Origin of the sequence: Rhizobium sp. YAF28 (genome assembly GCF_052113285.1) — a bacterium.
In the GTDB taxonomy this organism is placed as follows: domain Bacteria; phylum Pseudomonadota; class Alphaproteobacteria; order Rhizobiales; family Rhizobiaceae; genus Rhizobium.
The window spans coordinates 313,559-339,682 of record NZ_JBFRCX010000007.1 but is presented as its reverse complement, the minus strand read 5'-3'; the positions used below and the strand labels follow the sequence as shown (position 1 = coordinate 339,682).

The following is a 26,124-nucleotide window of genomic DNA, read 5'->3' as shown; positions in this document are numbered from 1 at the left end:
GAAGGAGGTTACAATGATGAAGTATGCAATTCTGGGATTCATCTGGGTTTGCGCCATTTCCGCCGGCTTTTCCGCGGTCACCGCATTTCCAGCCTTCGCCGTCGACAACATGGAGTCGACCGACGCTCCGGACCTGACTGCGGTGCGGGCCAAGATCGACGCCAAGGACTATACCGGCGCGCTTGCAGAGCTGCGCGATCTTGCCGAAGATAATCAGCAGGCGGACGTCTACAATCTGATGGGGTTCACGCTGCGCAAGACCGGTGATTACCGGACGTCGCTGACCTATTATACCAAGGCGCTGGAGCTTCAGCCCGATCATAAGGCGGCACGCGAATATCTCGGTGAACTCTATGTCGAGACCGGCGATATGGCGAAGGCTGAAGAGCAGGTGGCGGTCCTTAAACAGCTTTGCCCCGGCGGCTGCGAGGAGCTCGAAGACCTTCAGGGAGCCATCGCCGCAAAGGGCGGTAAGTGACCGACATATCAACGGCAGGAGCAGGCGGTTCGCCGCCTGCTCGTGATAAAGTGGAGGATATGATGGAAAACGCTGCAAGCTGGCCTCGGCTGGCCGATCTCATTCTTCTTCTGGGTAGGCTTCTCCTATCCCTGATCTTCCTGCATGAGGGTTCGTCGCTCATCTCAGACATCACCGCGACGCTTGCTATCTTCGAAAAGCTTGGCCTGCCGGCGCTGGTGACGTTTGCCGTCATTGCTCTGCAGCTCGGTGCCGGCCTTTCTATTGCTGCCGGTTTCCTCAGCCGGCTCGGTGCGGTGGCCCTCGGGCTGTTCTGCCTCGCGACGGCTTTTCTGTTCCACACCAACTTCGCGAACCAGAACGAACTGCTGCATTTCGAGAAGGATCTCGCAATTGCCGGCGGCATGTTCGTGCTTGCGGTTTCGGGTGCAGGATCGGTGTCTATCGACAATCTCATGAAAAGGCGGGTTAAGGGAATGCATCCCTGGCTGACGGCGGTGCTGTAGCGAACTTGTTTTGAAAAGCTGCCGTCGTCGTTATGCCATCTGGCATAGCCCCGTGGCTAGAAGATCGCCTGTCCTGCCATCAAGGCCAGGATGAGGAAGATCAGGAAGACGACGAGGAATATGCCGAAGAGCACGCGGGCGATCGTCGCGGTCGCCGCGGAGATGCCGGAGAAGCCGAAAAAGCCGGCGACGATAGAAATTACCAGAAATATAAGAGCCCATTTTAACATGGATATCTTCCTTCCGTGATTGCCGGAAGAAGACGCGCCAAAACTGATTTTGTTCCAGATCGGTTAGAATGGAACGGCAATCCTTGAAGGCGTGCTGCTCCGGCCTGCAAGGGCTTTTCAAAGGTGTCTCGATCTGTTTGAAGGGATCATCATCGATTTGCCCCATCGACGAAAGCCACCCTCCATGCACGCTTTTCTGGACCCCCAGGTCATTTCCGCCTACCTCGAAGTCATCATGATCAACATCATCCTATCAGGGGACAATGTGGTCGTTATCGGTATGGCAGCTGCAGGCCTTTCCACCGAGCTGCGCGGCAAGGCGATCGTCACCGGCATTGCCGCAGCCGCCGTTATCCGCATCGTTTTCGCCGTCATTGCCGCGCAGTTGCTCGTCATCAAGGGCATCAATCTCGTCGGAGGTCTGCTGCTTCTGTGGATCTGCTGGACGATGTTCAGGGAATTGCGCGAGGCAGAGGAAGAAGGGACTGGGCAGGAAGCCGGTCACCACGCTCACAAGCCGAAGCTTTTCCGACAGGCGATCGGCCAGATCATCTTTGCGGATCTTTCCATGTCGCTCGACAACGTCCTGGCCGTTGCCGGTGCTGCGAAGTCGAACATGAATGCCTTGATCTTCGGCCTTATCCTTTCCGTCGTCCTCATGGGTGTCGCATCCAACTTCGTGGCAAAGCTGCTCAACCGCTTCCGCTGGATCGGCTGGATCGGCCTTGCCATCATCGTCTATGTGGCGTTCGACATGATATGGGAAGGCGGCATTGAGCTGCTTGCGCTCTACGGTCAGGCCTAATAACCGGGTCTAGATTTTCAGGCTTGAGAGCAGGGAGATAAGCTGGGACTGGCGCTGTGTGCCAGTCTTGGCGAGAACCTTCTTCACGTAGCCGCGCGTTGTCTCATAAGTCAGGCCGGATATTTCGGCGATCTGGCGCGGCGACGAACCATCCATCAGCAGGCGCGCTACCGTCGTTTCCTGAGGAGTGAGCGAAAAGAGCCGGCGCAGCAGATCGCGGCTCGGGGCCGCGCGTTCGGAGAGATCCGTGATGATGGCGACGGCGGCGGAATGCGAGAAGAGTTCGGCCGGTACTCCGTTCAGTCGCTGAGCACGGATTATCAGCGGCGCCTTTCCCGGGCGGGAAAACAGAACCGGCGTGGAGACGGCCGGATTGGTGAAAGGCTCCTTCGAAAGGATTGCCTGCAGATGGCGGCGCAGGAGCCCCGTCTCCTCCTGACTGAGAGCAACGAGCTCCCGATCGAGAACCCGGATATTGCCATCGAGCAGCATCTCAGCGCGCTGGTTCAGCCGGGTGATGCGGCCAAAACGATCGAAGAAGACCACGGCAGTGCCGGCGAGCTCAAATGCCTCGCTCATGCTGTCGATCTTGGCGACATGCAGCGCGCGAATGATCTCGGCTGCGGCGGTCAGTTTCGACTGCATCTTTATGAGCAAGCGCTCGTCATCGCGATCGAACGGCTGGTCTTGAATGCGACGCTGCAGGTTGATGCTTAGCATCGTATCGCCGGAGGTGAAGCCCACCATGGCGGAGTAGCGGAAGCCGAAGCGGGCCAGGAACTCCGTATAGAAGATCTGATGGTTGAACTCCTCATCGCCGGCGATGTCGTGTTCGATGATGACCCCCTTGGCCATCGCAACCGCCAGGCCGCGTTCGCGGAAGTCGCGCTTGTACCATTCTTCGTCAAAATAGACCTGGAAGGCCTCCAGCAGATTCGGCGTGCTCAGGAAGCCGGAGGGGAATTTCCCGCGCACCGGCATGATATGCGTGCCGATGGAGCCGGTGGCGCCGCTGATCTGCTCCAGCGTGCGCTCCCAGCTTGCCGGCACCAGAGCGGATTCCAGCAATCCGTCCAGGGCCGTTTCGAGCTCGGAGATGTCGATGCGCGTCGCCATGGGTAAGTAATGCCTGACCGATTTCTTTGATCCAGTGAAGAACCACGTTTATCGCGGGTTGCCATATATAGCGAAACGGCAATTCCACGCTCAGAAATAGTATCTGCAGTTGTATTGTGACAAAGTGACAAAAGTCACTGATGGCGGCAGTGACTTTTGAAGAAGATTAAGACGCTTCTGTTCAACTATCCGTGATTGATCATCACATGGCGAACTGCCGTATAGTCTTCCAGGGCGTAGACAGACATGTCCTTGCCGTAGCCTGATTGTTTCAGGCCACCGTGCGGCATCTCATTGACCAGCATGAAATGCGTGTTGATCCAGGTACAGCCATATTGCAGGCGAGCAGCAGTCTTCATGCCGCGGCCGACATCCTTGGTCCAGACGGAGGAGGCGAGGCCGTAATCGCTGTCGTTTGCCCAGTTCACCGCATCCTCGACATCGGTGAAGCGGGTAACAGAGACGACGGGGCCGAAAACTTCGCGGCGGACGATTTCATCTTCCTGCGTGGCGCCTGCAATAACCGTCGGCGCGAAGAAGAAGCCCTTGTCGCCCGAGACCTTGCCGCCGGTGGTGATTTCCATATGCTTGTGTTCGGAGGCACGGGTGACGAAGCTTTCGACACGATCGCGCTGGCGCTTGGAAATCAGCGGGCCGATTTCGTTGTCGGTGTCATCGGCGTGGTTGAAGCGGATGCTGGAAACAGCGGAGGTCAGATCGGCGACGAAATTGTCGTAAACCTTCGCATCGGCATAGATGCGGCAGGCGGCAGTGCAGTCCTGACCGGCATTGTAGTAACCGAAGGTGCGGATGCCGGCGACCACGGTATCGATATCGGCGTCGTCGAAGACAATGACCGGCGCCTTGCCGCCAAGTTCCAGATGGGTGCGCTTGACGGTCTTGGCGGCAGCCTGCAGCACTTTCTTGCCGGTCGCGATGTCGCCGGTGATCGACACCATATTGATTTTCGGATGGTTGATCAGCGTGTTGCCAACACTCTCGCCGCGGCCGAGGATGACATTGACCACGCCCTCGGGGAGAATATCGGAAAGGAGCTTTGCCATCTTGAGCGCTGTCAGCGGCGTCTGTTCAGACGGCTTGAAGACGACGGTATTGCCGCCGGCTATGGCGGGCGCCAGCTTCCAGGCCATCATCATCAATGGATAGTTCCACGGCGCAATCGAGCTGACAATGCCGATAGGGTCACGGCGGATCATCGAGGTGTGTCCGGGAAGATATTCGCCGGCGACCGGTCCGTGCAGATTGCGCACCGCACCGGCAAAGAAGCGGTAGCAATCGACAATGGCCGGGATTTCGTCATTCAGCACGGCATTGATAGGCTTGCCACAGTTCAGTGCCTCGAGCGTGGCGAAGCCCTGCGCGTCCTTTTCGATGGCATCGGCGATTTTCAATAGATAGGCGGAGCGTTCGGATGGCGTCGTCTGCGACCAGGCGACAAAGGCCTTCTCCGCCGCATCCACGGCGGCATCGATCTGGCCGAGCGAAGCTTCGGCAAGGTTCAGCACGGTCTCACCCGTCTTCGGGTTCAGGATGTGCTCTTCCATTTCCGTGCCGGTCTCGAAGCGGGAACCGATCAGCATTTGCGTGTCCATGGGCGTTCTCCCTTGTGGTTGATCGAGTGGGAGCGGAAGGGGCTCCGCGTCCCACTCCGGGTTATTTGCCGGCGCCGGCGATCTGGTCGCCGTCGCGCGTAAGGTAATAGGCTGCCAGGATCGGCAGGAAGGTGACCAGCACGACGACCATCGCGACCACATTGGTGACCGGGCGCTGGCGCGGGCGGATCAGCTCTTCGAGCATCCAGATCGGCAGGGTGGATTGCTGGCCACCGGTGAAGGTGGTGACGATGACCTCGTCGAAGGACAGAGCGAAGGCGAGCATGCCGCCGGCCAGGAGCGCCGTGCCGATATTCGGCAGGATGACATGGCGGAAGGTCTGGAAGCCGTCGGCGCCGAGATCCATCGAGGCTTCGATCAGCGAGCCTGACGTGCGCCGGAAGCGGGCGACGGCGTTGTTGTAGACGACAACCACGCAGAAGGTGGCATGGCCAAGCACGATCGTCCAAACCGAGAAGGGTATGTCGAACAGGCTGAAGGCGGAGCGCAGCGCGATGCCGGTGATGATGCCGGGAAGGGCGATCGGCAGGATGACGAGCAGTGAGATCGCCTCGCGGCCGAAGAATTTCGTCTGGCTGACGGCGGCCGCGCAAAGCGTACCGAGGACCAGCGCGATTGCCGTTGCAATGCAGGCAACCTGCAGGGAGAGGCCAAGTGCCGACCAGACATCCGGCCGGTTCCAGGCGATGCCGAACCATTGCAGCGTCAGGCCGGGTGGCGGCCACTGATAGCTCTTCTCCTCGGTCGTGAAGGCGTAGACGAAGATCAGCAGGATCGGCAGATGCAGGAAGAGCAGGCCGCCGGCCGCGGCGATCTTCAGGACGAGGGGTGATTTCTGTCCGCGGTCAGAGCGCATCGAAGGCCCCCATGCGTTTGGCGAGCCAGAGATAGATCGCCATGATGACGATGGGTACGACGGAGAAGGCGGCGGCGAGCGGTACATTGCCGGCCGTTCCCTGCTGCGTATAGACGGCCTGACCGATGAAGAGGCGGGAAGAGCCGATGATCTGAGGGATGATGTAGTCGCCGAGCGTCAGTGAGAAAGTGAAGATCGAACCGGCGACTATGCCGGGCAGCGCCAGCGGGAAAAGCACAGTGCGGAATGTCTGGCGCGGGGTGGCGCCGAGATCGGCGGACGCTTCGATCAGATTGCCGGGCACACGTTCGAGTGCTGCCTGCGTCGGCAGGATCATGTAGGGCAGCCAGATATAGACGAAGACGATGAAAGTGCCGAGATAGCTGACGGAGAGCGAATTACCGCCGACAACAGGCAAAGCGAGGACGCCGTCGAGCAGCCAGGAGAGATAGAGCTTGTCGAAGAGCCAGGTGAGGATGCCTTCCTTGGCGAGGATCAGCTTCCAGGCATAGATCTTGACGAGATAGCTCGACCAGAGCGGCAGCATGACACCAAGGTAAAACAAGGCCTTCCATTTTCCTTGCGCATAGCGGGCGGCGTAATAGGCGATCGGGAAGGCGATGACGGCGGAGGCCACCGTCACCAGCGCCGCCATCAGGACGGTTCTGACGATGATGTCGAAATTGCCGGGGTTCAGGAGCTGGGCATAGGTATCGAGGGTGAATTCGTGGTTCACCATCCCCGAGAAATCATCGATCGAGAAGAAACTCTGCAACAGCAGCGCGATCAGCGAGCCGATATAGATGATGCCGAGCCAGAGCAGCGGCGGCGTCAGCATCAGGAACAGAAGGAGTTTCGGGTGACGCCAGAAGCTATCCGACAGGCCGCCGAAGAAACCGCCGCGGCGCGGCAGGATCGAGGTTTCCGCCTTGATCATCGCCAGAGCCGTCATGCCGCATCATCCATGTAATGCACGTCGCCCTGCTGCCACACGAGGCGGATGGCGGTGCCGATATCGGGGATGTCGCTGCCGGCCGGCAGCATGACATGCAGGCACGTTCCCCTGATATCGACGGTAAGCCGGGTCGCCGCGCCGAGGAAGCTGGCATTCTCGACCCTGGCTTCGACGCCGTCAGCGGCGAGGTGAATTGCCTCGGGACGCAGGCTCGCCCAGCGCTTCTCGCCGCCAAGAGCCGTCATGACGTCAGGGGAAATGACATTCGACGAGCCGACGAAATCGGCGACGAAGCGGGTCTTCGGACGGCGGTAGATATCCTGCGGCGTGCCCTGCTGGACGATGCCGCCATTGTTGAAGACCGCAACACGGTCAGCCATGGAGAGCGCCTCCCCCTGATCGTGGGTGACGAAGATGAAGGTGATGCCGAGGGCGCGCTGCAGGCTCTTCAGCTCTTCCTGCATCTGCTCGCGCAGCTTCAGATCCAGAGCGCCTAGGGGCTCATCGAGCAGGAGCACCTGAGGCTTGTTGACGAGTGCGCGGGCGAGCGCCACGCGCTGCCGCTGGCCGCCGGAAAGCTGGCCGGGGCGGCGGCTGCCATAGCCCGGCAGTTTCACCAGTTCCAGCGTCTTTTCAGCCTCTTTGATCCGCTCCGCCTTGCCGACGCCTTTGACCATCAGTCCGTAGGCGACGTTGTCGAGGATATCGAGATGCGGAAAGAGCGCGTAATCCTGAAAGACGGTGTTCACGTTTCGGCGATAGGGCGGGATGCCTTCGGCGGTTTCGCCGAAGATTTCGATATGTCCCGATGTAGGCTGTTCGAAGCCTGCAACCAGCCGCAGGCAGGTGGTCTTGCCGGAACCGGACGGGCCGAGCATAGCGAAGAACTCGCCGGGTACGATTTCGAGATCGACGCCATCGACGGCGCGCACCGCGCCGAAATGGCGAGAGACCTTCTGGAAACGGACGGCGGACGTCATGGGGGCTCCGGAGCTGTATTATCTGAGAGAGGCTTTGATCTTCAAAAAGACCCCGCCCCAAACCCCTCCCCACAAGGGGGAGGGGCTTAATCTGCCGCGCCCACGCTCAAACCTTTCGGCGTTTCGGCAGGAATGCGGCGGCGCCACTCTGGTCCCTCCGCCTTGTGGGGAGGGGTTGGGGAGGGGACTTTGTTTACGTGAACCGGCTTGGCGTTACCGCCCGCCGATCACACCGATATAATCCGATACCCAGCGATGATAGGGTACGCATTCGCTCTCGCTTGCGCATTTGGCGACCGGCGTTTTCCAGAACTTGATCTTGTCGAAGTGATCATAGCCGTTGGTATTGCAGCCTGCATCGGTCAACAGTTCATTGCCCTTGCAGGCAGCCGGAACGGATGGCACGGCGCCGAACCAGGCGGCAGCATCACCCTGGACCTTGGCCTTCAGCGAATGTTCCATCCACATATAGGCGCAGTTCGGATGTTCGCTGTCGGCGTGCAGCATAGTCGTATCGGCCCAGCCGGTGACGCCTTCCTCGGGGAAGGTGGAGGCGATCTTCTGTTTGTCGGCCTGCAGCAGGTTGACCTGGAACGGCCAGGAACCGGAGGCGACGACACCTTCGTTCTTGAAGTCGTCGACCTGGATCATCGCATCGTGCCAGTAGCGCGAGACGATCTTGCGCTGGCCGCGCAGCAGGTCGAGAGCGGCCTTGTACTGGTCCTCGTTGAGCTCATAGGGGTCCTTGATGCCGAGATCGGGCTTGTGCGCCATCAGATACAGAGCGGCATCGGCGATGTAGATCGGGCCGTCATAGGCCTGCACGCGGCCCTTGTTGGACTTGCCGTCCGGCAGGTTCTGTTCGTCGAAGACGATGTTCCAGCTCGTCGGCGCCTTATCCTTGAAGGCGTCGGTATTATACATCAGCACGTTCGGCCCCCAGAGATAGGGCACCCCGTAATGGACGCCGTTCACCGTATTCCACGGCGCATTCTGCAGGCGCTCGTCGACAGTCTTGAAGCTCGGGATGAGATCGGTGTTGATCGGCTGGACGCGTTTACCGGCAACGAGGCGGAGGGAGGCGTCGCCTGAGGCGGTGACGAGGTCGAAACCGCCTTCGTTCATCAGCGCCACCATCTCATCCGAGGTGGCGGCGGTCTTGACGGAAACTTTGCAGCCGGTTTCCTTCTCGAAGTCGGTGACCCAGTCGTAATTCTTGTCGGTCTCGCCGCGCTCGATATAACCGGCCCAGGCGACGATGCTGACGGCGCCTTCCCCCTTGCCCAGTGTCTTCAGGGGTTCGGCAGCAACAACCTGTGTGGCGAAGCTCAGACTCGCGAGCGCAGCAGTGCACGATTTCAGAAGATTCATCGTCTGTCTCCCGGTTCGGTGCCGCTTTTGCGGCGTTTTGTTCCCAGAAGAAAGGGTGACGCGGAAAGGCCGGTTTCGCAAATTCATTTATCAGAAAGGCGATATCGGAAATTCCGATATCTAGCGGGATCTTCCCGATCGCATGTTCTCGGCGATGGCCACGAAATCGCGTGCGGCCTGCGGCAGGCTGGAGCCCCTGCGCCAGACCATGCCGACCTGCACGACGGGCAGGGCGCCCGAAACATCGCGGCTCTCTATGCGGTCACCTTCCAGCGACCAGGGGCGGTAGACGAGATCGGGCAGCAGCGCGACGCCGGCGCCGGTCGCAACCAGGCTGCGCACCGCTTCAACCGAGCGGGTGCGGAAGGCGACATGCGGGCGGGCGCCGAGTGCGGTCAGCAGCTTGCCGGTATTCTCCTCGATTTCATCCACTGTCAGCATGATCAGAGGCTCGCGGGCGATATCGGCGATGGAGATGATATCTGCCGAAACCAGAGGATGGCCCATCGGCAGCCAGAGGCGATAGGGTGAGGTTTCCAGAATTTCGGCCTGCAGAGCCATGCGATCACGCAGATTTGAAATCACCATGACGGCGACATCAAGCTCGCCGCCGACCAGCAGATGCTCAACGTAACTGCCATTGTCCTCAATGGCGCTGACCTCCACACCTGGACAGGCGCGGCGATAGCGTGCCAACAGGTCCGAGAGCACATAGCCTGCAACGAGCGAGGTGACGCCGATATTGAGCGTGCCGGAGGGTATGTTCTCCTGGCCGGAAAAGCTGGTGCGGGCGTCGGAGACGGTTGCCAGGATTTTCGTGGCGTGCCGCAGGAACTGATGGCCGTTGTGGGTGACTGACAGCCCCCGCGGGTGACGCTCGAACAGCACGACGCCAAGGTCGTTTTCCAGTTCCTTCAGCGCCTCCGTTATCGAGGATTGGGAGATCGACAGGTTCTGCGCGGCGCGCGTGACCGAACCCTGTTCGGCAACGGCGACGAAATATTGAATCTGGCGAAGCGTGAAGGCCATGGCATTTTAGAGCATGTGCTTGAGTGATCTGGCAAGCTTGCGAATGGCTGGACCTTTTTTGGTATTTATTCAATTCGAGACAAAGTTGGACGGTCCACTTAAAGATTCGGAAACGTCATTTCCCTAGCTTCACAGTCACTTGTATTGCGTTGGAGTTTTCAGATGGCGGAGCAGTTGGCGTGAAGGCCTTACTGCGCATATTCCGGCCTTCCCGGAAATTGGCTTTGATCATCGGTGGTAGCGCCCTGTTAGCGGGCGTTTCCGGCGGTGCTGCGGTTTATGTCGGTAAAGACAGGCTGCTCGGTGATGAGGAATCCGCTGATGGCGTGGCCTGCACCGACGTCAATCTGGTGACGATCAAGAAGCAGGATCACGTCTGGGTCCGCAAATACATCAAGACCGAACCTGTTGACGGCATGACGCGCATCAAGACGGCGTTGCGTGTCGCTCAGGCGGTCTATGAAGCGCAGAAACCCGACCTCGTGCAGGTCGTCGTCCTCGACGAGAATGGTCCGACCTTGCGTTCGGATATTCGCGGCCGGGCGATCGGTGCCGATGTGGTCTATATTGCGCATCCCGACAAGATGGTCGAAGGGCTCGACGACAAGCCCTATACGGCCCGTTATTATGACGGCAAGGCGAGCGAGCAGGGCCTCTTTTATGGCGAGCGCATCGAATTGCCGGACGATCGGATCGCGGCGCTGAATGCGAGCCTTAAGGATCCTGCCGATTGCATCGATCCGGTTGCCGTTGCTTCCACCAAGAAAGAGAGCAAGCCGGAGGCCAAGGAGCCTGAGGAACCGTCTGCTGAAGAACAGGCTGCCAAAGATGCCGCTGCTCCGGGAGAAGCCGCCTCCGCAGAGGCACCGCCGGCCAAGAGCGGGCACTAACCCGAAAATCGTCAGGCCGCAGGCCTTATGTTTTCCATCATCAATAGGAATCGCAAAACGGAGCGTCCTTACCGGCGCTCCGTTTCTTCATTCAAACAGCGTGTTATTCAGTCGGCCTTGTTACGGCGAGCCGGGAAGAGAATGACGTCGCGGATCGACGGTGCGTTGGTCAGCAGCATGATCAGGCGGTCGACGCCGATACCGAGACCACCTGCGGGCGGCATGCCCTGGTCGATCGCATCGAGGAATTCTTCGTCGAGCTGCTTTTCCTTCTCACCGCGGGCATGGGCCTGTTCGAGCTGCTCCACCATGCGGCGGCGCTGCTCTTCCGGATCGTTGAGTTCGGAGAAGGCGTTGCCGAGTTCCCAGGCATTGCAATAGGTCTCGAAACGTTCGACGAGGCGCGGCTCGCCCGGCACTTCCTTGGCGAAGGGTGAGATGTCCTTCGGGAAATGGGTGACGTGCGAGGGCTGGATCAGCGTCTGCTCGACCCTCTCTTCGAAGATGAAGGCGAGGCATTCGCCCCAGGTCCAATCCTTCTCGACCTCGAAGCCGGCAGCCTTGGCTGCGGCGCGGGCTTCCTCGTCGGTCTTGATCGCCAGGAAGTCGATACCGGTCGCTTCCTTGACGGCATCAGGCATCGGGACGCGCTTGAACGGCCCCTTGAAGGACATGGTCTTGTCGCCGAAGGGGAATTCCGTTGTCCCGTGGATGGAAAGCGCCAGGCTCTCAAACAGCCGCTCGACGAGGTCCATGATATCCTCGTAATCGGCGTAAGCCCAGTAGCACTCCATCATGGTGAATTCCGGATTGTGCCGGGTGGAGACGCCTTCATTGCGGAAGTTGCGGTTGATCTCGAACACTTTGTCGGTGAGGCCCGAGACCAGCGTGCGCTTCAGGAACAGTTCCGGCGCGATGCGCAGGTACATGTCGAGCTTCAGCGTGTTGTGATGCGTCTTGAACGGCTCGGCGGTCGCGCCGCCGTAGACCGAATGCAGCATTGGCGTTTCGACTTCCATGAAGCCGTCATTTTCCATGAAGCGGCGGATGCCGGAGAGGATCTTCGAACGCTGCTGGAAGCGCAGCTTCGATTCCTCATTGGTCATGATGTCGAGGTGGCGCTTACGGTAGCGCAGCTCGATGTCGGACAAGCCGTGCCACTTTTCGGGCATCGGCAGCAGCGACTTCGTCAGCATCTCGATCTTCTGGGCGTTGATCGTCAGCTCGCCGCGTTTGGTGCGGCGCACGACGCCTGTCACGCCGATGATATCGCCGATATCGATCATCGGCAGCAGGGCACGAGCCTCTTCCGGGGTCGTGTCCTTGTGACTGAAAATCTGGATCTTGCCGCCGGCGTCGTGGATGTCCATGAACATGCCGGAGTTGCGCGACGAGTAAACGCGGCCGGCGACGGTCACGACATCCTGTGTCTCGACGTCAGGTTCCAGGCCCTCGTATTTCGCGGCCAATTCGGCATTGGTCAGCGTGCGGTGGAAATGCGCCGGATAGACGTCGCCGATCTGCTCGCGCAGCAGCTTCAGCTTCTGGGCGCGCACTTCCGTTGCGTCGGAAGAAAGGGTGTTTTCGGTCTTGTTGTCAGCCATTGTCGAAATCCTCTGACTGTTCTTACTTCGCGCCGACGAGGGCGGCGACGGCCTGCGAGGCGAGCTTGAGGCGCTGGCGAACGACCGAGCGGCCGAGGATCGCCATGGAATCGAAGAGCGGCAGCGAGCGCGACGAGCCGGAAACGGCGACGAAGAGCGGGGCCACCACGACCTTCAGTTTCTTGCCCATGCGGTCGGCGATGGCGCGCAGTTCGGCTTCGATCGTCTCGACGTTCCATTCCAGGATCTTTTCGAGATCCGGCTGAACCGTGTTGAGGATCTCAAGGATCTCTTCCGGCGGCGACTTGATCTTGGCGAAGTCTGACGGCTGCAGGCCGAGATCGGACTTCAGGAGGAAGCCTGCAAGATCCGGCAGTTCGCCGAGCTTCGAGATACGCGTCTGCGACAGGCGCAGGCCTGCCATCAGGCGATCGTTTTCCATCGCCCAGTTGAGCACGCGGTCGCGGAAGTCCTCTTCCGACAGCTTTTCGCGGATCCAGCGTCCGTTCAGCCAGTCGAGCTTCTGGATGTCGAAGATCGCGCCGGCCTTGGAGAGGTTCTCCGGATCGAACTTTTCCGACAGCTCGTCCATCGTCAGCAGCTCTTCGCCTTCGGAGATCTGGATGAAGAACAGGCCGAGGAAGTTCATCAGCGCTTCGGGGATGTAGCCGAGCGCGGAATAATAGGAGATCGAGGTCGGGTTCTTGCGCTTCGACAGCTTCGACTTGTCGGCGTTGCGCATCAACGACAGATGCATGAACACTGGCTGGCCCCAGCCGAAATAGCGATAGAGCAGAATGTGCTTTGGCACGGATGCCAGCCACTCTTCGCCACGCGCGACGTGGGTGATCTTCATCAGATGGTCGTCGATGACGTTTGCCATATGATAGGTCGGCATGCCGTCGGCCTTGATCAACACCTGCATGTCGACGGAATCCCACGGGATCGACACATCGCCATAGACGCCGTCGGTGAAGTCGCACGAGCCTTCGGTCGGGATCTTCATGCGGATGACGGTGGTTTCACCGGCTGCCATGCGCGAGGTGACCTCCTCGGCCTTGAGCGTCAGGCAGAGGCCATCATATTTCGGCGGCTTGCCGGCGGCGCGCTGGCTTTCGCGCATCTGCTCCAGCCGCTCAGGCGTGCAAAAACAGCGGAAGGCATGGCCCTTGTCGAGCAGTTCCTGGGCGTAGGGCTGATACATGTCCTTGCGGTCGGACTGGCGATAGGGGCCGTAGGGGCCGCCGATATCGGGGCCTTCCTTCCATTCCAGCCCGCACCATCTCAGCGCATCCAGCACTTTGGTCTCGAATTCCGGGGTCGAGCGCGTCGCATCGGTATCCTCGATGCGCAAGATGAACTCGCCGCCGTGCTTCTTGGCAAAGAGATAGTTGAAGAGAGCGATGTAAGCGGTGCCGACATGCGGCTCGCCGGTCGGCGAGGGAGCGATGCGGACGCGGACGCCGGAAGCTGTCATTTTATGTGCCCGTCAATGAATGCCGAGCGGCTTTTCAATGAAAGCGACGTCCGGCCTGGAGAATGCAGATATCTATCAGAAATCGGCTGGAGCAAGGCGTCTGCCCGCATAATCCGCCGATTATCCGTGTGGCTGCGCTTAGGCCATATTCAAAAGGGCGCGTCAAGAAAAACCGCTTCCAGCGGGCCTCTTCCGGCCCCTCCGGGCGACCGTTTCGAATGATCTGTTCTTCGAGGTGAAGCCCGGCGACGACATGAAACAGGCGATGTCTGTGCTTTTCACCACGGCCACCATGCACAGAGGAACCTCCGCCTTACCGAGTAAGGCGGAGAATTGGGTCTCAGATGGATGGACCGCCTTAGTGGCCGCCCTCACGCTTTCGCCGGCGCGCGTTCCTCGCCAGCATGTTCAGCATCTCCACGAGGGCCGAGAAGGCCATGGCGGCGTAGACGTAGCCCTTCGGCACGTGGAAGCCCATGCCATCGGCAATCAGCGTCGTGCCGATCATCAGCAGGAAGGCGAGCGCCAGCATGACGATCGTCGGATTGCGCTCGATGAAATTGGCCAGCGGCGTTGCGGCGACGAGCATGACCGTGACGGCAGCGATGACGGCGATGATCATGATCGGCAGATGCGGGGTCATGCCGACGGCGGTGATGATGCTGTCCACCGAGAAGACGAGATCGAGCAGCAGGATCTGGCCGATCGCCGAGGCGAAGCTTGTACCTGTTGCGCCTGCAATGAAATTCTCGTGCTGATCCTCCGGATCGACATTGTGGTGAATTTCCTTGGTGGCCTTCCAGACGAGGAAGAGACCGCCGGCGATCAGAATGAGATCCTTCCAGGAGAAGCCGTGGCCGAAAAGCTCGAAAAGAGGTTCGGTGAGCTGGACGATCCAGGCGATGGTGCCGAGCAGGGCAAGACGCATGACGAGAGCAAGAGCGATCCCGGTCTTGCGGGCTCTTTCCCGATGCTCGGGCGGCAGTTTGTTGGTGAGGATGGAGATGAAGATGAGGTTGTCGATCCCGAGAACCACTTCCATCACCACGAGCGTGACAAGCGCCACCCAGGCAGCCGGGTCCTGAATGAGCGTCATGATATCCTGCATCGGCGTATTTCCCCCTTGCGTCGCATATGGACGCGGACAATGTATCGTTGCGGCCCTGCCGGGCAAGCGCCGCAAGGGGGTATACGAAAACGGTCAGGCTTTTATTCCTTGACCGGCAGCCAGATTTCCGTTCCGCCCATCCCCGTGTGGGGATCGAAGCGCTCATCGTAGCGTTCGAACATGTCGGGCATGCTGCCGTGTTCGAGGCCTGAAGTCGGCCACCAGTTGCCGAAGATCAGGTCCATCGTGGCCGGTATACCGGAAACATGACCGCGGTGAGAGAAGACGGCGTAGCGCTGCGCCGGCAGCTTCAGTGTGGCAAAGCCATCCGGCAGATCGTCCGCATCGGATACCTCGACGGCCGCCATGTAACGGAATTTCTCTGCTTCTCCATCGATATGGGTGCAGATCCCGTAGGCGACATTACCCTTCTGGTTGGGGATATGGCCGAAATGCTGGTTGAACTTCTGCCAGAGCGAGGGGATCGCGGCATTACCGCCATAGGCGTAGGTTTCCTGCAGGCCGGCAAAAAGCATCGGCTGAAGGGTTTCGAAACGCGGCGGTTCGAGATCGGTAAGGCTTGCGGTTTTCATCCTGATAGGCTCCATCAAAGCGAGATTGCGAATGTGCCCCTGTCGGCGCACCGCTTCCGGTGTCATGCCGAATTGGTCGCGGAAGGCACGGGTGAAAGCCTCGTGCGAGCCGTAGCCTGCGTCGAGGGCAACCTCGAGAATGCTGGATGAGCCTGAGATGAGAGACAGCGCGGCGCCGCTCAGACGCCGTGCGCGGATATAGCCGCTGATCGAATGGCCGGTTACCAGACCAAAGACGCGCGAAAGATGGTAGCGCGACAATCCGGCGGCTTCTGCGATCTCATCGAGGCTTATATCGGTTTCGAAATGGCTCTCGATGAACCATATCGCCCGTCCGATGGCGCTCATCTGTTCTCCCCTGGTTGCCGCTTCATTCCTAGATGAAATGCGGCGGCCGGATTTGATCGCTATTGCGCAAATCCGGCAGAAAACCAATCAGGGTCGGGATGGGGATCAGGCGGGCTCGTGTTTGCGCACGCCATAGGCGGCCATGAAGACAAAGATCGCGCCGCGGATGACGCGCTCAATCTCGTTGCGCGGCGGCGGGCCTTCCATGTTGCCGAAGAGGCGCAGCTTGAAGAAGCTGCCGCTTGCAAGGTCGAGAAACTGGCCGGCGGCGAGATCGATATCGTCGATCTTCAGGGTGCCGGCTTGCACATGCCGCTCCAGGAAGTCGTGCATGATGGTGCGCAGGTTCTGCGGCCCCTTGAAGAAGCGCTGACAGAGAAGGGGCATGCGCTCACGCACACCGAGCACGGTGCGCATGGCGTCGATGACCTTGTCTTCGGTCATATGGGTGACGAAGGTTATCCCGAATTCGTATAGGCCGGCCTCGACATCGTCGTGCTCCGCAAGGACCATGCGCACGGCTGCGACGAAGGCGGCGCGCTCGGTCTCGACCATGGCGTGGAAGAGTTCTTCCTTGTTGGCGAAGTAGACATAAAGCGTTCCTTTGGAAACGCCGGCCTCGCGGGTCACGTCATTCATGCTGGCCGCGTCGAAGCCCATCTTCAGGAATACGCGCCTGGCACCATCAAGGATCTGCTGGCGCTTGGCGGGATCCTCACCCGCAGCAAAGCGGCCTCCCGGAACGGGTGGGCTGAATACGGCGGTCTCCTCGGGCTTCAGTGTCATGTCTCCTTAACCGTCTTGGCGAATTCGTGTTTTCTTTTAAAGAAATCGAACCGATTGGTTCTATGCATCTTGATATGAAGTCAAAAACCATTTATGTCAACTGAACCGAACCGTTCAGTTCGATTATTTTACTCCAGATCGGTAGCCTGTCTATGTCGACAAACCAGAAAAGCAACGTCGCGCGCATCGTCAGCGAAAATGCCGACGCCGAAGAGGCAAAAGCGGAAACCGCAGTTCCCGTTGAAGCCCCGAAGGCCGAGGCACCGCAGACGGCTCCCGCGCAGTCCGCGCCTGCTGTCGCACTGGCTCCGTCTGCCCCGAAGAAGCGCCGTAGCCTCGTACTGCCCGTCATCGTGCTCGCTTTTCTCGCCGGTGCCGGCTGGTATGGCTACGACTGGTGGACCAATGGCCGCTTCATGGTGTCGACCGACGACGCATACATCGAGGGCGATATCGCGACGATATCGCCGAAGGTCACCGGCTATGTCGCGAAGGTGAATGTTGTCGCCAACCAGGAAGTCAAGGCAGGCGACGTTCTCGCTACCCTTGATAACGGCGACTACCAGAACGCCCTCGACCAGGCCAACGCTCAGATCGAAACCGAGCAGCTGTCGCTCAGCCGCATCGATGCGCAGATCGAAGGCGCCAAGGCGAGCCTCGTGCAAGCCCAGGCCCAGAAGACTGCCCTCGAAGCCACCGTGCGCGGCGCGGAGATCAAGCAGAAGCGTCAGAGCGACCTGCAGGCGAAGTCGGTCGGCACCACCGCAGATCTCGATGACGCGAATACGGCTCTTGATCAGGCGAAGGCAAATCTTGCCGGCGGCGATGCCAATATCGTTGCTGCCCAGGCCAATATTGCCATCCTCGAAGCCCAGCGCAAGGAAGCTGAGGGTTCCGTCCGTACGCTGGAAATCCAGCGCGACAAGGCCGCCCGCGACCTTTCCTTCACGGTGCTGAAGGCACCCTATGACGGCGTCGTCGGCAACCGTTCGGTTCAGGAAGGCGATCTCGTCTCGCCCGGCCAGCGGCTGATGGCGCTCGTGCCGACCCGCCAGCTCTATATCGACGCCAACTTCAAGGAAACGCAGATCCAACATCTCGTTGCCGGCTCGAAGGTGAACGTGCATGTCGATGCCTATAGCGATTATCCTGTTGTCGGCACCGTTGAATCGATCGCGCCGGCCTCCGGCTCGGTCTTCTCGATGCTACCGCCGGAAAATGCGACTGGTAATTTCACCAAGATCATCCAGCGCGTGCCGGTTCGCATCGCCTTGCCGCAGGATGCGCTTGATAGCGGCCGCCTGCGCGCCGGTCTCAGCGTCGTCGTCGACGTCGATACCCGCACGGCGCCGGTGAAGTAAGCGCCAGGGCGGAGGTAATCCCATGGCCGGGAGCGCGACAGCAACGGCAGGTTCGATCCCGGCAGCGCCTGCGCATGCCGCCGATCGCATGGATCCCAAAAGGCTCATCGCTTTCTTCGCGATGGTGCTTGGCATGTTCATGTCGATCCTCGACATTCAGATCGTCTCCGCTTCGCTCGCCGAAATCCAGGCAGGCCTATCTGCCGGCACGGACGAAATCGGCTGGGTGCAAACTGCTTATCTGATCGCCGAAGTCATCATGATCCCGCTGTCGGGCACGCTGGCTCGTATCATCTCGACACGGTATCTCTTCGCAATCTCGGCTGCCGGTTTCACCATGGCGAGCGCCCTGGCCGCAACGGCGACGAATATCGACCAGATGATCGTCTACCGTGTCATTCAGGGCTTCATCGGCGGCGGCATGATCCCCTCGGTCTTCGCGGCCGCCTTCACGATCTTCCCGCCGTCGAAGCGTGCGATCGTCTCGCCGATCATTGGCCTCATCGCGACGCTGGCGCCGACCATAGGCCCGACGGTCGGCGGTTACCTGAGCCATGCCTTCTCCTGGCACTGGCTGTTCCTGGTCAATATCGTGCCCGGTATCATCGTCACGATCGTCACCTGGAATTTCATCGATTTCGACAAGCCGGAACTGTCGCTCTTCAAGAAGTTCGACTGGTACGGCCTGCTGTCTATGGGTGTTTTCCTTGGCGCACTGGAATATGTGCTGGAAGAAGGCAATTCGAACGACTGGTTCAATGACAGCTACATCGTCATCGGCGCCGTTGCCTCCGCCGTCGCCTGTGTCGTCTTTTTCTACCGGGCCTTCACGGTGGAATTTCCGGTCGTCGATCTCACGGCCTTTGCCAACCGCAATTTCTCCTTTGGTTCGGTGTTCTCCTTCGTCATGGGCATCGGCCTTTACGGGCTCACTTATATCTATCCGGTCTATCTCGGCCGCATCCGCGGTTACGATTCGCAGATGATCGGCGAGACGATGTTCGTGTCGGGCCTTGCGATGTTCTTCACCGCGCCGATTGCTGGCCGGCTGTCGACGAAACTCGACCTGCGTTTCATGATGGCGATCGGTTTCGTGAGCTTTGCCGCCGGCACCTACATCATGACGCATCTGACGCAGGACTGGGACTTCTACGAACTCTTCATCCCGCAGATCCTGCGCGGTTTCGGCCTGATGATGTGCATGGTGCCGATCAACAACATCGCGCTCGGCACCCTGCCGCCGCAGCGTATCCGTGGCGCATCCGGCCTCTTCAACCTAACGCGTAATCTCGGCGGCGCCGTTGGCCTTGCTGTTATCAACACCGTGCTGACCACCCGACAGGACGTGCACTACGAACGCCTGCGTGAAAACGTGCACTGGGGCAACACGGCTGCGATCGACCAGATGAACAACATGACCAACAACTTCAATAATTGGGGTCTGGATGGTGCGAATGTTGCAGTCAAGCAGATGGTCGGCTTGGCCACCAAACAGGCGATGATCCTTTCGTTCGGCGACATTTTCCTGATGCTGACTGTGCTTTTCCTGGCGATGGTCCTTGGCGTCTTCATGATCAAGAAACCCGCACCGCAAGGCGGCGGGGGAGGCGGTGGCGGCCACTGACCTCCGGCCGTCATTGCGAGAAAGGCCCTCTTCGGAGGGCCTTTTTGTTTTTCTGCACAGGTGGCTTCAGTTCCCCTTCAACAGGGTGTTTGCCACCTCGCGCACTTTTTTGATTTACGTACATCAAATTTGGCGCTAATGGTCTCGTCCAGGAGGAGTGATGAGGCCAACCGTTCATGATATCGCCGCTGCGGCGGGCGTCAGTCTTGCGACCGTGGACCGGGTTCTGAACCAGCGTCCGGGTGTGCGCCATGTGACGCGGGAGAAGGTCGAAACCGCGATCCGCGATCTCGGCTATGTGCGCGACGTGGCCGCTGCAAACCTCGCCAAAGGTCGCGTCTATCCGCTGACCTTCATCCTGCCCGCCAGCGACAACTCCTTCATGCATGGCCTGAATGCCGAAATCCGCACAGCGATCGCGCGCTCGGTCGCCGAGCGTACGGATATCCGCATCGTCGAGGTGCCCGCCTTCGATCCGCAGGCGCTGGTGCGTGAGCTGGAAATGCTCGCGGCCGAAAAGCCCTCCGGTGTCGCGCTTGTCGCGACTGATGCGCCTGACGTGCGCGCCGCCGTCGACCGGTTGGTGAAAGATGGCATTCCGGTCGTCACGCTCGTCTCTGATCTGACAGGATCGCTGCGCCACCACTATGCCGGCGTCGACAATATTGCGGCAGGGCGCACCGCTGCGCGTCTGCTCGGACGCTTCCTTGGCGGCGCCAAGGGCGAGATTGCCATTCTCGCCGGCTCCATGCTGGTACGCGACCATCGCGAACGCCTGGAGGGCTTCGCCGCCATCATGGCTCAGGAGTTTCCGGCGCTGCATCTACTATCGGTTCTCGAAGGCCGGGACGACCCTGAAGTTGCACACATGCTGATTGCCGATGCGCTTGGGAAGAACGACGGCATCATCGGCATTTACAGCCTCGGTGCCGGTAACCGCGGTCTGATCCGGGCGCTCAAGGAAAAGGCAGCAGACAGGTCGCTGACGGTGATTGCCCATGAATTGACGGCGCATACGCGCGCTGCGCTTCTCGACGGCACTATCGACGCAATCCTCAATCAGGATGCCGGCCATGAAGTGCGCAGCGCGATCCGTGTTCTCAAGGCAAAGGCGGACGGGCTTTCGGTCATCGACGCACAGGAGCGCATTCGCCTCGACATATTCCTGAAAGACAATCTGCCGTAACGGCAAAGGGAGAAATACCACATGTATCTGGGTCTCGATCTCGGAACTTCGGGCGTCAAGGCGATGTTGATCGATGGCGATCAGAAGATCATCGGCTCCGCCAATGGTTCGCTCGACGTCTCGCGTCCGCATTCCGGCTGGTCCGAACAGGAGCCGGCCCATTGGGTACGCGCCACGGAAGAGGCCGTTGCCGGCCTCAAGGCCAAACATCCGAAGGAGCTTGCAGCCGTCAAGGGTATCGGCCTCTCCGGCCAGATGCACGGCGCCACTCTGCTCGACGCCTCCGATAAGGTGCTGCGTCCCTGCATCCTCTGGAACGATACGCGTTCCTATATCGAGGCTGCGGCCCTCGACGCCGATCCGCGCTTCCGCAAGCTGACCGGCAATATCGTTTTTCCAGGCTTCACCGCACCGAAGCTTGCCTGGGTCGCCAAGAACGAGCCCGAGATCTTCGCCAAGGTCGCTAACGTTCTGTTGCCGAAGGACTATCTGCGCCTCTGGCTGACGGGTGAACATATCTCTGAGATGTCCGACTCGGCCGGTACGTCCTGGCTCGATACCGGCAAGCGCGCCTGGTCGCCCGAACTGCTGGCTGCAACCAATCTCGACGAGAAGCAGATGCCGACGCTTGTTGAAGGCACCGAGCAAGGCGGCAAACTGCGCGGTGAGCTCGCTTCGGCCTGGGGCATTTCCGGCGATGTCGTCGTTGCCGGCGGAGCAGGGGACAATGCGGCTTCCGCCTGCGGCATGGGTACGGTCAGCGATGGGGCTGCTTTCGTTTCGCTCGGCACGTCGGGCGTTCTCTTTGCCGCCAATGCTGCCTATCTGCCGAAGCCGGAAAGTGCTGTTCATGCCTTCTGCCATGCGCTGCCGGATACCTGGCACCAGATGGGCGTTATCCTCTCTGCGACCGATGCCCTGAACTGGCATTCGTCGGTTACCGGCAAGTCGGCCGCTGATCTCACCGGCGAACTCGGCGAAAGCCTGAAGGCGCCGACCGGCGTCACCTTCCTTCCTTACCTCTCTGGCGAGCGCACGCCGCACAATGATGCGGTCATCCGCGGCGCCTTCATCGGCCTCGAGCATGAAAGCAGCCGTGTCGTGCTGACGCAGGCAGTGCTCGAAGGCGTCTCCTTCGCGATCCGAGACAATCTGGAAGCGCTGCGTTCTGCCGGCACGGATATTTCCCGTGTCACGGCGATCGGCGGTGGCTCGCGTTCACGCTACTGGCTGGCCTCTATCGCCACCGCGCTCGGCGTTCCCGTCGACTTGCCTGCGGACGGCGATTTCGGTGCTGCCTTCGGTGCTGCCCGCCTCGGCCTGATTGCGGCAACGGGCGCCGATCCGGTTGCCGTCTGCACACCGCCGGTCACGGCCGGCACGATCGAGCCAGTCGCCGCGCTCAGCGGCGCCTATGAAGATGCCTACAAGCGCTACCGCTCCGTCTACCCGGCGATCAAGTCGCTGGCCCATTGATCCATCCATACGAACTGAACCCAAGGAGAACCCAAATGAGCACCGGATTTTTCGGCGACATCCAGAAAGTGAAGTACGAAGGCCCTGACAGCACCAACCCGTTGGCCTTCCGTTACTACCAGCCGGACGAAATCGTTCTCGGCAAGCGGATGGAAGATCATCTGCGCTTCGCAGTCGCCTACTGGCACACGTTTACCTGGCCTGGCGGCGACCCCTTCGGCGGTCAGACCTTCCTGCGTCCGTGGTTTGAAGACACGATGAAGGCTGCCAAGCTCAAGGCTGACGTAGCCTTCGAATTCTTCTCGCTGCTCGGCGCGCCCTATTACTGCTTCCACGACGCCGACGTGCGCCCGGAAGGCAAGAATTTTGTCGAAAACACCAAGAACCTGAACGAGATCGTCGACTACTTCGCCGAAAAGCAGGCTGCCTCCGGCACGAAACTGCTCTGGGGCACGGCGAACCTTTTCTCGAACCGCCGCTACATGTCGGGTGCTGCGACCAACCCGGATCCGGATGTCTTCGCTTTCGCCGCTGCGACGGTCAAGACCTGCATAGACGCCACGCAGAAGCTCGGCGGAGAAAACTATGTTCTGTGGGGTGGCCGCGAAGGCTATGAAACCCTGCTCAACACCGATATCGGCCGCGAGCTCGACCAGCTCGGCCGCTTCCTCAACCTTGTTGTCGAGTACAAGCACAAGATCGGCTTCAAGGGCACGATCCTCATCGAGCCGAAGCCGCAGGAACCGACCAAGCACCAGTACGACTACGACGTTGCGACCGTCTATGGCTTCCTGAAGAAGCATGGCCTCGAAAACGAAGTGAAGCTCAACATCGAGCAGGGCCACGCGATTCTCGCCGGCCACTCCTTCGAGCATGAGCTGGCACTCGCCAACGCTCTCGGCATCTTCGGCTCGATCGACATGAACCGCAACGACTACCAGTCCGGCTGGGATACCGACCAGTTCCCGAACAATGTTCCGGAAATGGCGCTTGCCTATTACCACGTTCTGGCAGGCGGCGGCTTCAAGACCGGCGGCACCAACTTCGATTCGAAGCTGCGCCGTCAGTCGCTCGACCCGGCAGACCTGCTGATCGGCCATATCGGCGGCATGGATTGCTGCGCCCGCGGCCTGAAGGCCGCTGCCAAGATGATCGAGGACAAGGCGCTCTCCCAGCCGCTCGCAGACCGCTATGCCGGCTGGAATTCGGCTGAGGGACAGAAGCTCTTCCGCGGCGAATATTCGCTGGAAGAGATCACCCATTGGGTCGAGAGCAAGGACGTCAACCCGCAGCCGAAATCCGGTAAGCAGGAACTGCTCGAAAACATTGTCAACCGCTACGTTTGATTGCCGGTTTGATTTTACTGGAAGAGCCGGGGAGCGAAGCTTCCCGGCTTTTTCGTTTACGGAGACGGGAGATGGCCAGTTGTGCTGGTCGGGCAGACGGAAATCTGGCATGCCATCAGTGGCGGTGGAGAAAACGTTTGGAGCGTTTCATGACTGACGATCGCAAGCTGCACTGGGAAAATGTCTATTCGACCAAGGGCGAGAATGATGTCAGCTGGCTTCAGGAAAATCCAGCACCCTCCCTCGAGCTGATCCATCTGGTGCAGGCAAAACAATCGGACGCCATCGTCGATGTGGGCGGCGGAGCTTCAAGGCTGGTCGACAGCCTTCTTGCCGACGGGTTCGGCGATGTGACGGTGCTCGATCTTTCGGCGGCAGCCCTCGATACGGTGCGAAAGCGCCTTGGTGCCAAAGGCAACGAGGTGATGTGGATTGCCGCTGACGCGACCCTTTGGGAGCCGCCGCGGACCTATGATATCTGGCACGACCGAGCAGCCTTTCATTTCTTGACCGATGCGGCCCAGCAAGCAGCCTATATCGAGCGGCTGAAACGCGCGTTGAAAATGGGCGGACATCTAGTCATGGGGACTTTTGCCCTCGATGGGCCGGAAAAGTGCAGCGGCCTGCCTGTGGCGCGTCATAGTTCCGACAGTCTGGGAGAGCTAATCGGACCAGGTTTCGAGCTGATCGACAGCCGCCGCCACGATCATTCGACACCCTGGGGTAGCGTGCAGAGGTTTCAGTTCAGCACGTTCAAGCGGATCGCGTAATCGGAGGGGAAGCTCCGTGTTTCAAAGCTGGGCTTCGATGGCTGCCCTGTCTATGACCGACCAGACGCTCTCGATCTTTCCATCCAGAAACTCGTAGAAGACGTTTTCGGCGAACTGCACTCTCCTGCCGTTGACGGGAAGACCGAAAAGTTCGCCCTTCGGTATGCAGTCGAACTGCAAACGGCTCGCCACACGTGGCGGCTCGCAGATCAGGAGCTGGATGTCGAAGAAGAGATCGGGGATGGCGCGAAAATCACCTTCCAGCATTTCCCGATAGCCGGACAGGCCGATGTGCTTGCCATTGTAGCGAACCTCTTCGTGGACGAAATTTCCCAGGTTTGCCCAGTCCTGTTCGTTCAAGCAAGCGATGTAGCCTCGGTATCTATCGGCCAGCAGTGTCATTTCGGTTGCCTCGTCTTCGCAAAGGAGTCTGTCGGCAAACTAGAACGGGGCGGAGATCAGGCAATGGCAGATGGTTGGTCGAGGTTTCGAGGCTACCGCTTCTGCCAGTTACGCGGCGGTGCGGAGACCGAATTGCGCACCACAAGATCCGGCCGCAGCAGGATTTCCGTCTCGGCAGGACGGCCATCGGAGAGGAGCTCCAGAAGCAGCGCCATGGCCTGCTTGCCGATTGCCGTGCGCGGCTGGCGAATGGTCGTCAGCGACGGGCTCATGAAGACGGCTTGCGGCACGTCATCGAAGCCGGTGACGGAGAAATCCTGCGGGATGTTGTAGCCGCGGGCGTTGAGGCCGATCATGACGCCGATTGCAGTCTGGTCGTTGACGCACATGAAGGCGGTGGGCAGCGTGTCGCGCATGAAGAGCTGCTCCACAGCATGGCGGCCGCTCTCGATTGTGCCGTCGCCCTCCAGCACGATACGCATGTCCTTGGGGACACCGGCTGCGTCGAGGCCGGCGTCATAACCCTGCCGGCGGCGGCTGTAGGCGAGGCGGGTGCGGGAATCGCCGATAAAGGCGATCTTGCGGTGTCCCTCGGCCAGAAGCAGGTCGACAGCCTTCCTCGCGCCTTCCATATCGTCGACGCCAACATAGGGAATGCCGCCATTGAAGACGGGTTCAAAGACGCCGACGCTCGGCGGCAGCTGCGCCGTCACCATCTGATGGCCGAAGGGCAGGATGCCGGTAAAAAGGATCAAGCCGGCCGCCTGGTTGGAATTGAAGAATTTCAGATATTCCAGGCCGCGCTGCGCATCATTCTGCGTGTGGCCGATCAGCACGCCGTAGCCATGGGCCCGTGCCTCGTTTTCCAGGCCGATCAAGATATTGGAAAAGTTGGGGTCGCCGATATCGGGCGCCACGACCAGGATCATGTTGGAGCGTCCAAGCCTCAGGCTGCGCGCCATGGCATTGGTCGTATAGCCGGTGATGGCGATCGCCTGGTTGACCTTCAGGCGCGTGGAATTGGCCACCTTTTCGGGCATGTGAATTGCCCGCGAAACCGTCGCGATGGAAACCTCGGCGATCCGGGCGACGTCTTCGATTGTTGCGGGCGTGGAATTCGACACGGGGGCTCTGCCTTGGGCTGTCTTCGCCGCACACTACACAGACTTGTCGGGAGGTCAAAGGCGACTGCC

25 protein-coding genes are annotated in these 26,124 nt (G+C 60.0%); 10 read left to right on the top strand and 15 right to left on the bottom strand.

Features of this window, described 5'->3' with window-relative positions:
* Positions 1 to 13 precede the first annotated feature (13 nt).
* Both AB4Z13_RS18525 and AB4Z13_RS18520 read left to right on the top strand, forming a co-directional pair.
* The gene (locus AB4Z13_RS18525; RefSeq protein ID WP_442206474.1) at positions 14 to 478 is read left to right on the top strand and encodes a tetratricopeptide repeat protein; all 465 of its coding nucleotides are present in this window, start codon (positions 14 to 16) and stop codon (positions 476 to 478) included.
* 62 nt (positions 479 to 540) lie between these two features.
* Positions 541 to 984 carry a DoxX family protein gene (locus tag AB4Z13_RS18520; protein ID WP_442206492.1) on the top strand — a complete coding sequence of 148 codons (444 nt, stop codon included), beginning with the start codon at positions 541 to 543 and terminating at the stop codon, positions 982 to 984.
* A 56-nt stretch (positions 985 to 1,040) separates the two neighbouring features.
* Here AB4Z13_RS18520 and AB4Z13_RS18515 read toward each other — a convergent pair whose 3' ends face one another.
* Positions 1,041 to 1,214 (bottom strand): DUF1328 domain-containing protein, encoded by a 174-nt coding sequence (locus tag AB4Z13_RS18515; RefSeq protein WP_007817547.1) that lies wholly within the window; start codon positions 1,212 to 1,214, stop codon positions 1,041 to 1,043.
* Positions 1,215 to 1,398: 184 nt separating this feature from the next.
* Between AB4Z13_RS18515 and AB4Z13_RS18510 the strand changes: the two genes are divergently transcribed.
* Positions 1,399 to 2,019, top strand: coding sequence for a TerC family protein (locus tag AB4Z13_RS18510; RefSeq protein WP_442206473.1), 621 nt, complete (start codon positions 1,399 to 1,401; stop codon positions 2,017 to 2,019).
* A 9-nt stretch (positions 2,020 to 2,028) separates the two neighbouring features.
* Here the strand turns inward: AB4Z13_RS18510 and AB4Z13_RS18505 are convergent, their stop codons facing one another.
* From AB4Z13_RS18505 to AB4Z13_RS18475, 7 genes are all read right to left on the bottom strand, one after another.
* A complete protein-coding gene (locus tag AB4Z13_RS18505; protein WP_442206472.1) occupies positions 2,029 to 3,135 on the bottom strand; it encodes a helix-turn-helix transcriptional regulator in 1,107 nt (368 codons plus the stop codon).
* 185 nt (positions 3,136 to 3,320) lie between these two features.
* A complete protein-coding gene (locus tag AB4Z13_RS18500) occupies positions 3,321 to 4,748 on the bottom strand; it encodes a gamma-aminobutyraldehyde dehydrogenase (protein WP_442206471.1) in 1,428 nt (475 codons plus the stop codon).
* Between the two features lie 61 nt (positions 4,749 to 4,809).
* Positions 4,810 to 5,625: an ABC transporter permease gene (locus AB4Z13_RS18495; RefSeq protein WP_442206470.1), complete on the bottom strand. Its 816-nt coding sequence runs from the start codon at positions 5,623 to 5,625 to the stop codon at positions 4,810 to 4,812.
* Positions 5,615 to 6,577: an ABC transporter permease gene (locus tag AB4Z13_RS18490; RefSeq protein WP_442206469.1), complete on the bottom strand. Its 963-nt coding sequence runs from the start codon at positions 6,575 to 6,577 to the stop codon at positions 5,615 to 5,617. The genes AB4Z13_RS18495 and AB4Z13_RS18490 overlap by 11 nt, the downstream gene beginning before the upstream one ends.
* Positions 6,574 to 7,560, bottom strand: a complete 987-nt coding sequence (locus AB4Z13_RS18485) for an ABC transporter ATP-binding protein (RefSeq protein WP_442206468.1) — start codon at positions 7,558 to 7,560, stop codon at positions 6,574 to 6,576. The genes AB4Z13_RS18490 and AB4Z13_RS18485 overlap by 4 nt, the downstream gene beginning before the upstream one ends.
* A gap of 213 nt (positions 7,561 to 7,773) precedes the next feature.
* On the bottom strand, positions 7,774 to 8,931 hold the full coding sequence (locus AB4Z13_RS18480; protein ID WP_442206467.1) for an ABC transporter substrate-binding protein: 1,158 nt from the start codon (positions 8,929 to 8,931) through the stop codon (positions 7,774 to 7,776).
* Positions 8,932 to 9,051: 120 nt separating this feature from the next.
* Positions 9,052 to 9,960, bottom strand: coding sequence for a LysR family transcriptional regulator (locus AB4Z13_RS18475; RefSeq protein ID WP_113321935.1), 909 nt, complete (start codon positions 9,958 to 9,960; stop codon positions 9,052 to 9,054).
* A 179-nt stretch (positions 9,961 to 10,139) separates the two neighbouring features.
* Between AB4Z13_RS18475 and AB4Z13_RS18470 the strand changes: the two genes are divergently transcribed.
* Complete coding sequence (locus tag AB4Z13_RS18470) at positions 10,140 to 10,850, top strand: hypothetical protein (protein ID WP_442206491.1); 711 nt, start codon at positions 10,140 to 10,142, stop codon at positions 10,848 to 10,850.
* A gap of 107 nt (positions 10,851 to 10,957) precedes the next feature.
* On the opposite strand, the gene lysS is transcribed toward AB4Z13_RS18470, so the two are convergent.
* From lysS to AB4Z13_RS18445, 5 genes are all read right to left on the bottom strand, one after another.
* Positions 10,958 to 12,454, bottom strand: coding sequence for a lysine--tRNA ligase (gene lysS, locus AB4Z13_RS18465; protein ID WP_442206466.1), 1,497 nt, complete (start codon positions 12,452 to 12,454; stop codon positions 10,958 to 10,960).
* 22 nt (positions 12,455 to 12,476) lie between these two features.
* Positions 12,477 to 13,931 carry a glutamate--tRNA ligase gene (gltX, locus tag AB4Z13_RS18460; protein ID WP_442206465.1) on the bottom strand — a complete coding sequence of 485 codons (1,455 nt, stop codon included), beginning with the start codon at positions 13,929 to 13,931 and terminating at the stop codon, positions 12,477 to 12,479.
* 358 nt (positions 13,932 to 14,289) lie between these two features.
* The gene (locus AB4Z13_RS18455; RefSeq protein ID WP_113321931.1) at positions 14,290 to 15,039 is read right to left on the bottom strand and encodes a TerC family protein; all 750 of its coding nucleotides are present in this window, start codon (positions 15,037 to 15,039) and stop codon (positions 14,290 to 14,292) included.
* Positions 15,040 to 15,140: 101 nt separating this feature from the next.
* Entirely contained in the window at positions 15,141 to 15,980 is an 840-nt protein-coding gene (locus AB4Z13_RS18450) for an AraC family transcriptional regulator (RefSeq protein WP_442206464.1), read from the bottom strand.
* Positions 15,981 to 16,085: 105 nt separating this feature from the next.
* Entirely contained in the window at positions 16,086 to 16,766 is a 681-nt protein-coding gene (locus AB4Z13_RS18445) for a TetR/AcrR family transcriptional regulator (RefSeq protein ID WP_310383818.1), read from the bottom strand.
* Positions 16,767 to 16,918: 152 nt separating this feature from the next.
* Here AB4Z13_RS18445 and AB4Z13_RS18440 point away from each other — a divergent pair, with 152 nt between their 5' ends.
* The 6 genes from AB4Z13_RS18440 (at position 16,919) to AB4Z13_RS18415 (ending at position 24,529) form a co-directional block, all read left to right on the top strand.
* Positions 16,919 to 18,127 (top strand): HlyD family secretion protein, encoded by a 1,209-nt coding sequence (locus AB4Z13_RS18440; RefSeq protein ID WP_442206463.1) that lies wholly within the window; start codon positions 16,919 to 16,921, stop codon positions 18,125 to 18,127.
* Between the two features lie 22 nt (positions 18,128 to 18,149).
* A complete protein-coding gene (locus AB4Z13_RS18435; protein ID WP_113321927.1) occupies positions 18,150 to 19,751 on the top strand; it encodes a DHA2 family efflux MFS transporter permease subunit in 1,602 nt (533 codons plus the stop codon).
* 160 nt (positions 19,752 to 19,911) lie between these two features.
* A complete protein-coding gene (locus AB4Z13_RS18430; protein ID WP_442206462.1) occupies positions 19,912 to 20,937 on the top strand; it encodes a LacI family DNA-binding transcriptional regulator in 1,026 nt (341 codons plus the stop codon).
* Between the two features lie 21 nt (positions 20,938 to 20,958).
* Positions 20,959 to 22,413 carry a xylulokinase gene (xylB, locus tag AB4Z13_RS18425; protein ID WP_442206461.1) on the top strand — a complete coding sequence of 485 codons (1,455 nt, stop codon included), beginning with the start codon at positions 20,959 to 20,961 and terminating at the stop codon, positions 22,411 to 22,413.
* Positions 22,414 to 22,448: 35 nt separating this feature from the next.
* Complete coding sequence (xylA, locus tag AB4Z13_RS18420) at positions 22,449 to 23,759, top strand: xylose isomerase (RefSeq protein WP_439016623.1); 1,311 nt, start codon at positions 22,449 to 22,451, stop codon at positions 23,757 to 23,759.
* Between the two features lie 149 nt (positions 23,760 to 23,908).
* Positions 23,909 to 24,529: a class I SAM-dependent methyltransferase gene (locus tag AB4Z13_RS18415; protein WP_442206460.1), complete on the top strand. Its 621-nt coding sequence runs from the start codon at positions 23,909 to 23,911 to the stop codon at positions 24,527 to 24,529.
* A 21-nt stretch (positions 24,530 to 24,550) separates the two neighbouring features.
* On the opposite strand, the gene AB4Z13_RS18410 is transcribed toward AB4Z13_RS18415, so the two are convergent.
* Together AB4Z13_RS18410 and AB4Z13_RS18405 are read right to left on the bottom strand one after the other, a co-directional pair.
* Positions 24,551 to 24,931: an ester cyclase gene (locus AB4Z13_RS18410; protein WP_439016621.1), complete on the bottom strand. Its 381-nt coding sequence runs from the start codon at positions 24,929 to 24,931 to the stop codon at positions 24,551 to 24,553.
* Between the two features lie 92 nt (positions 24,932 to 25,023).
* Complete coding sequence (locus tag AB4Z13_RS18405; RefSeq protein WP_113321922.1) at positions 25,024 to 26,055, bottom strand: LacI family DNA-binding transcriptional regulator; 1,032 nt, start codon at positions 26,053 to 26,055, stop codon at positions 25,024 to 25,026.
* Positions 26,056 to 26,124: the final 69 nt, after the last annotated feature.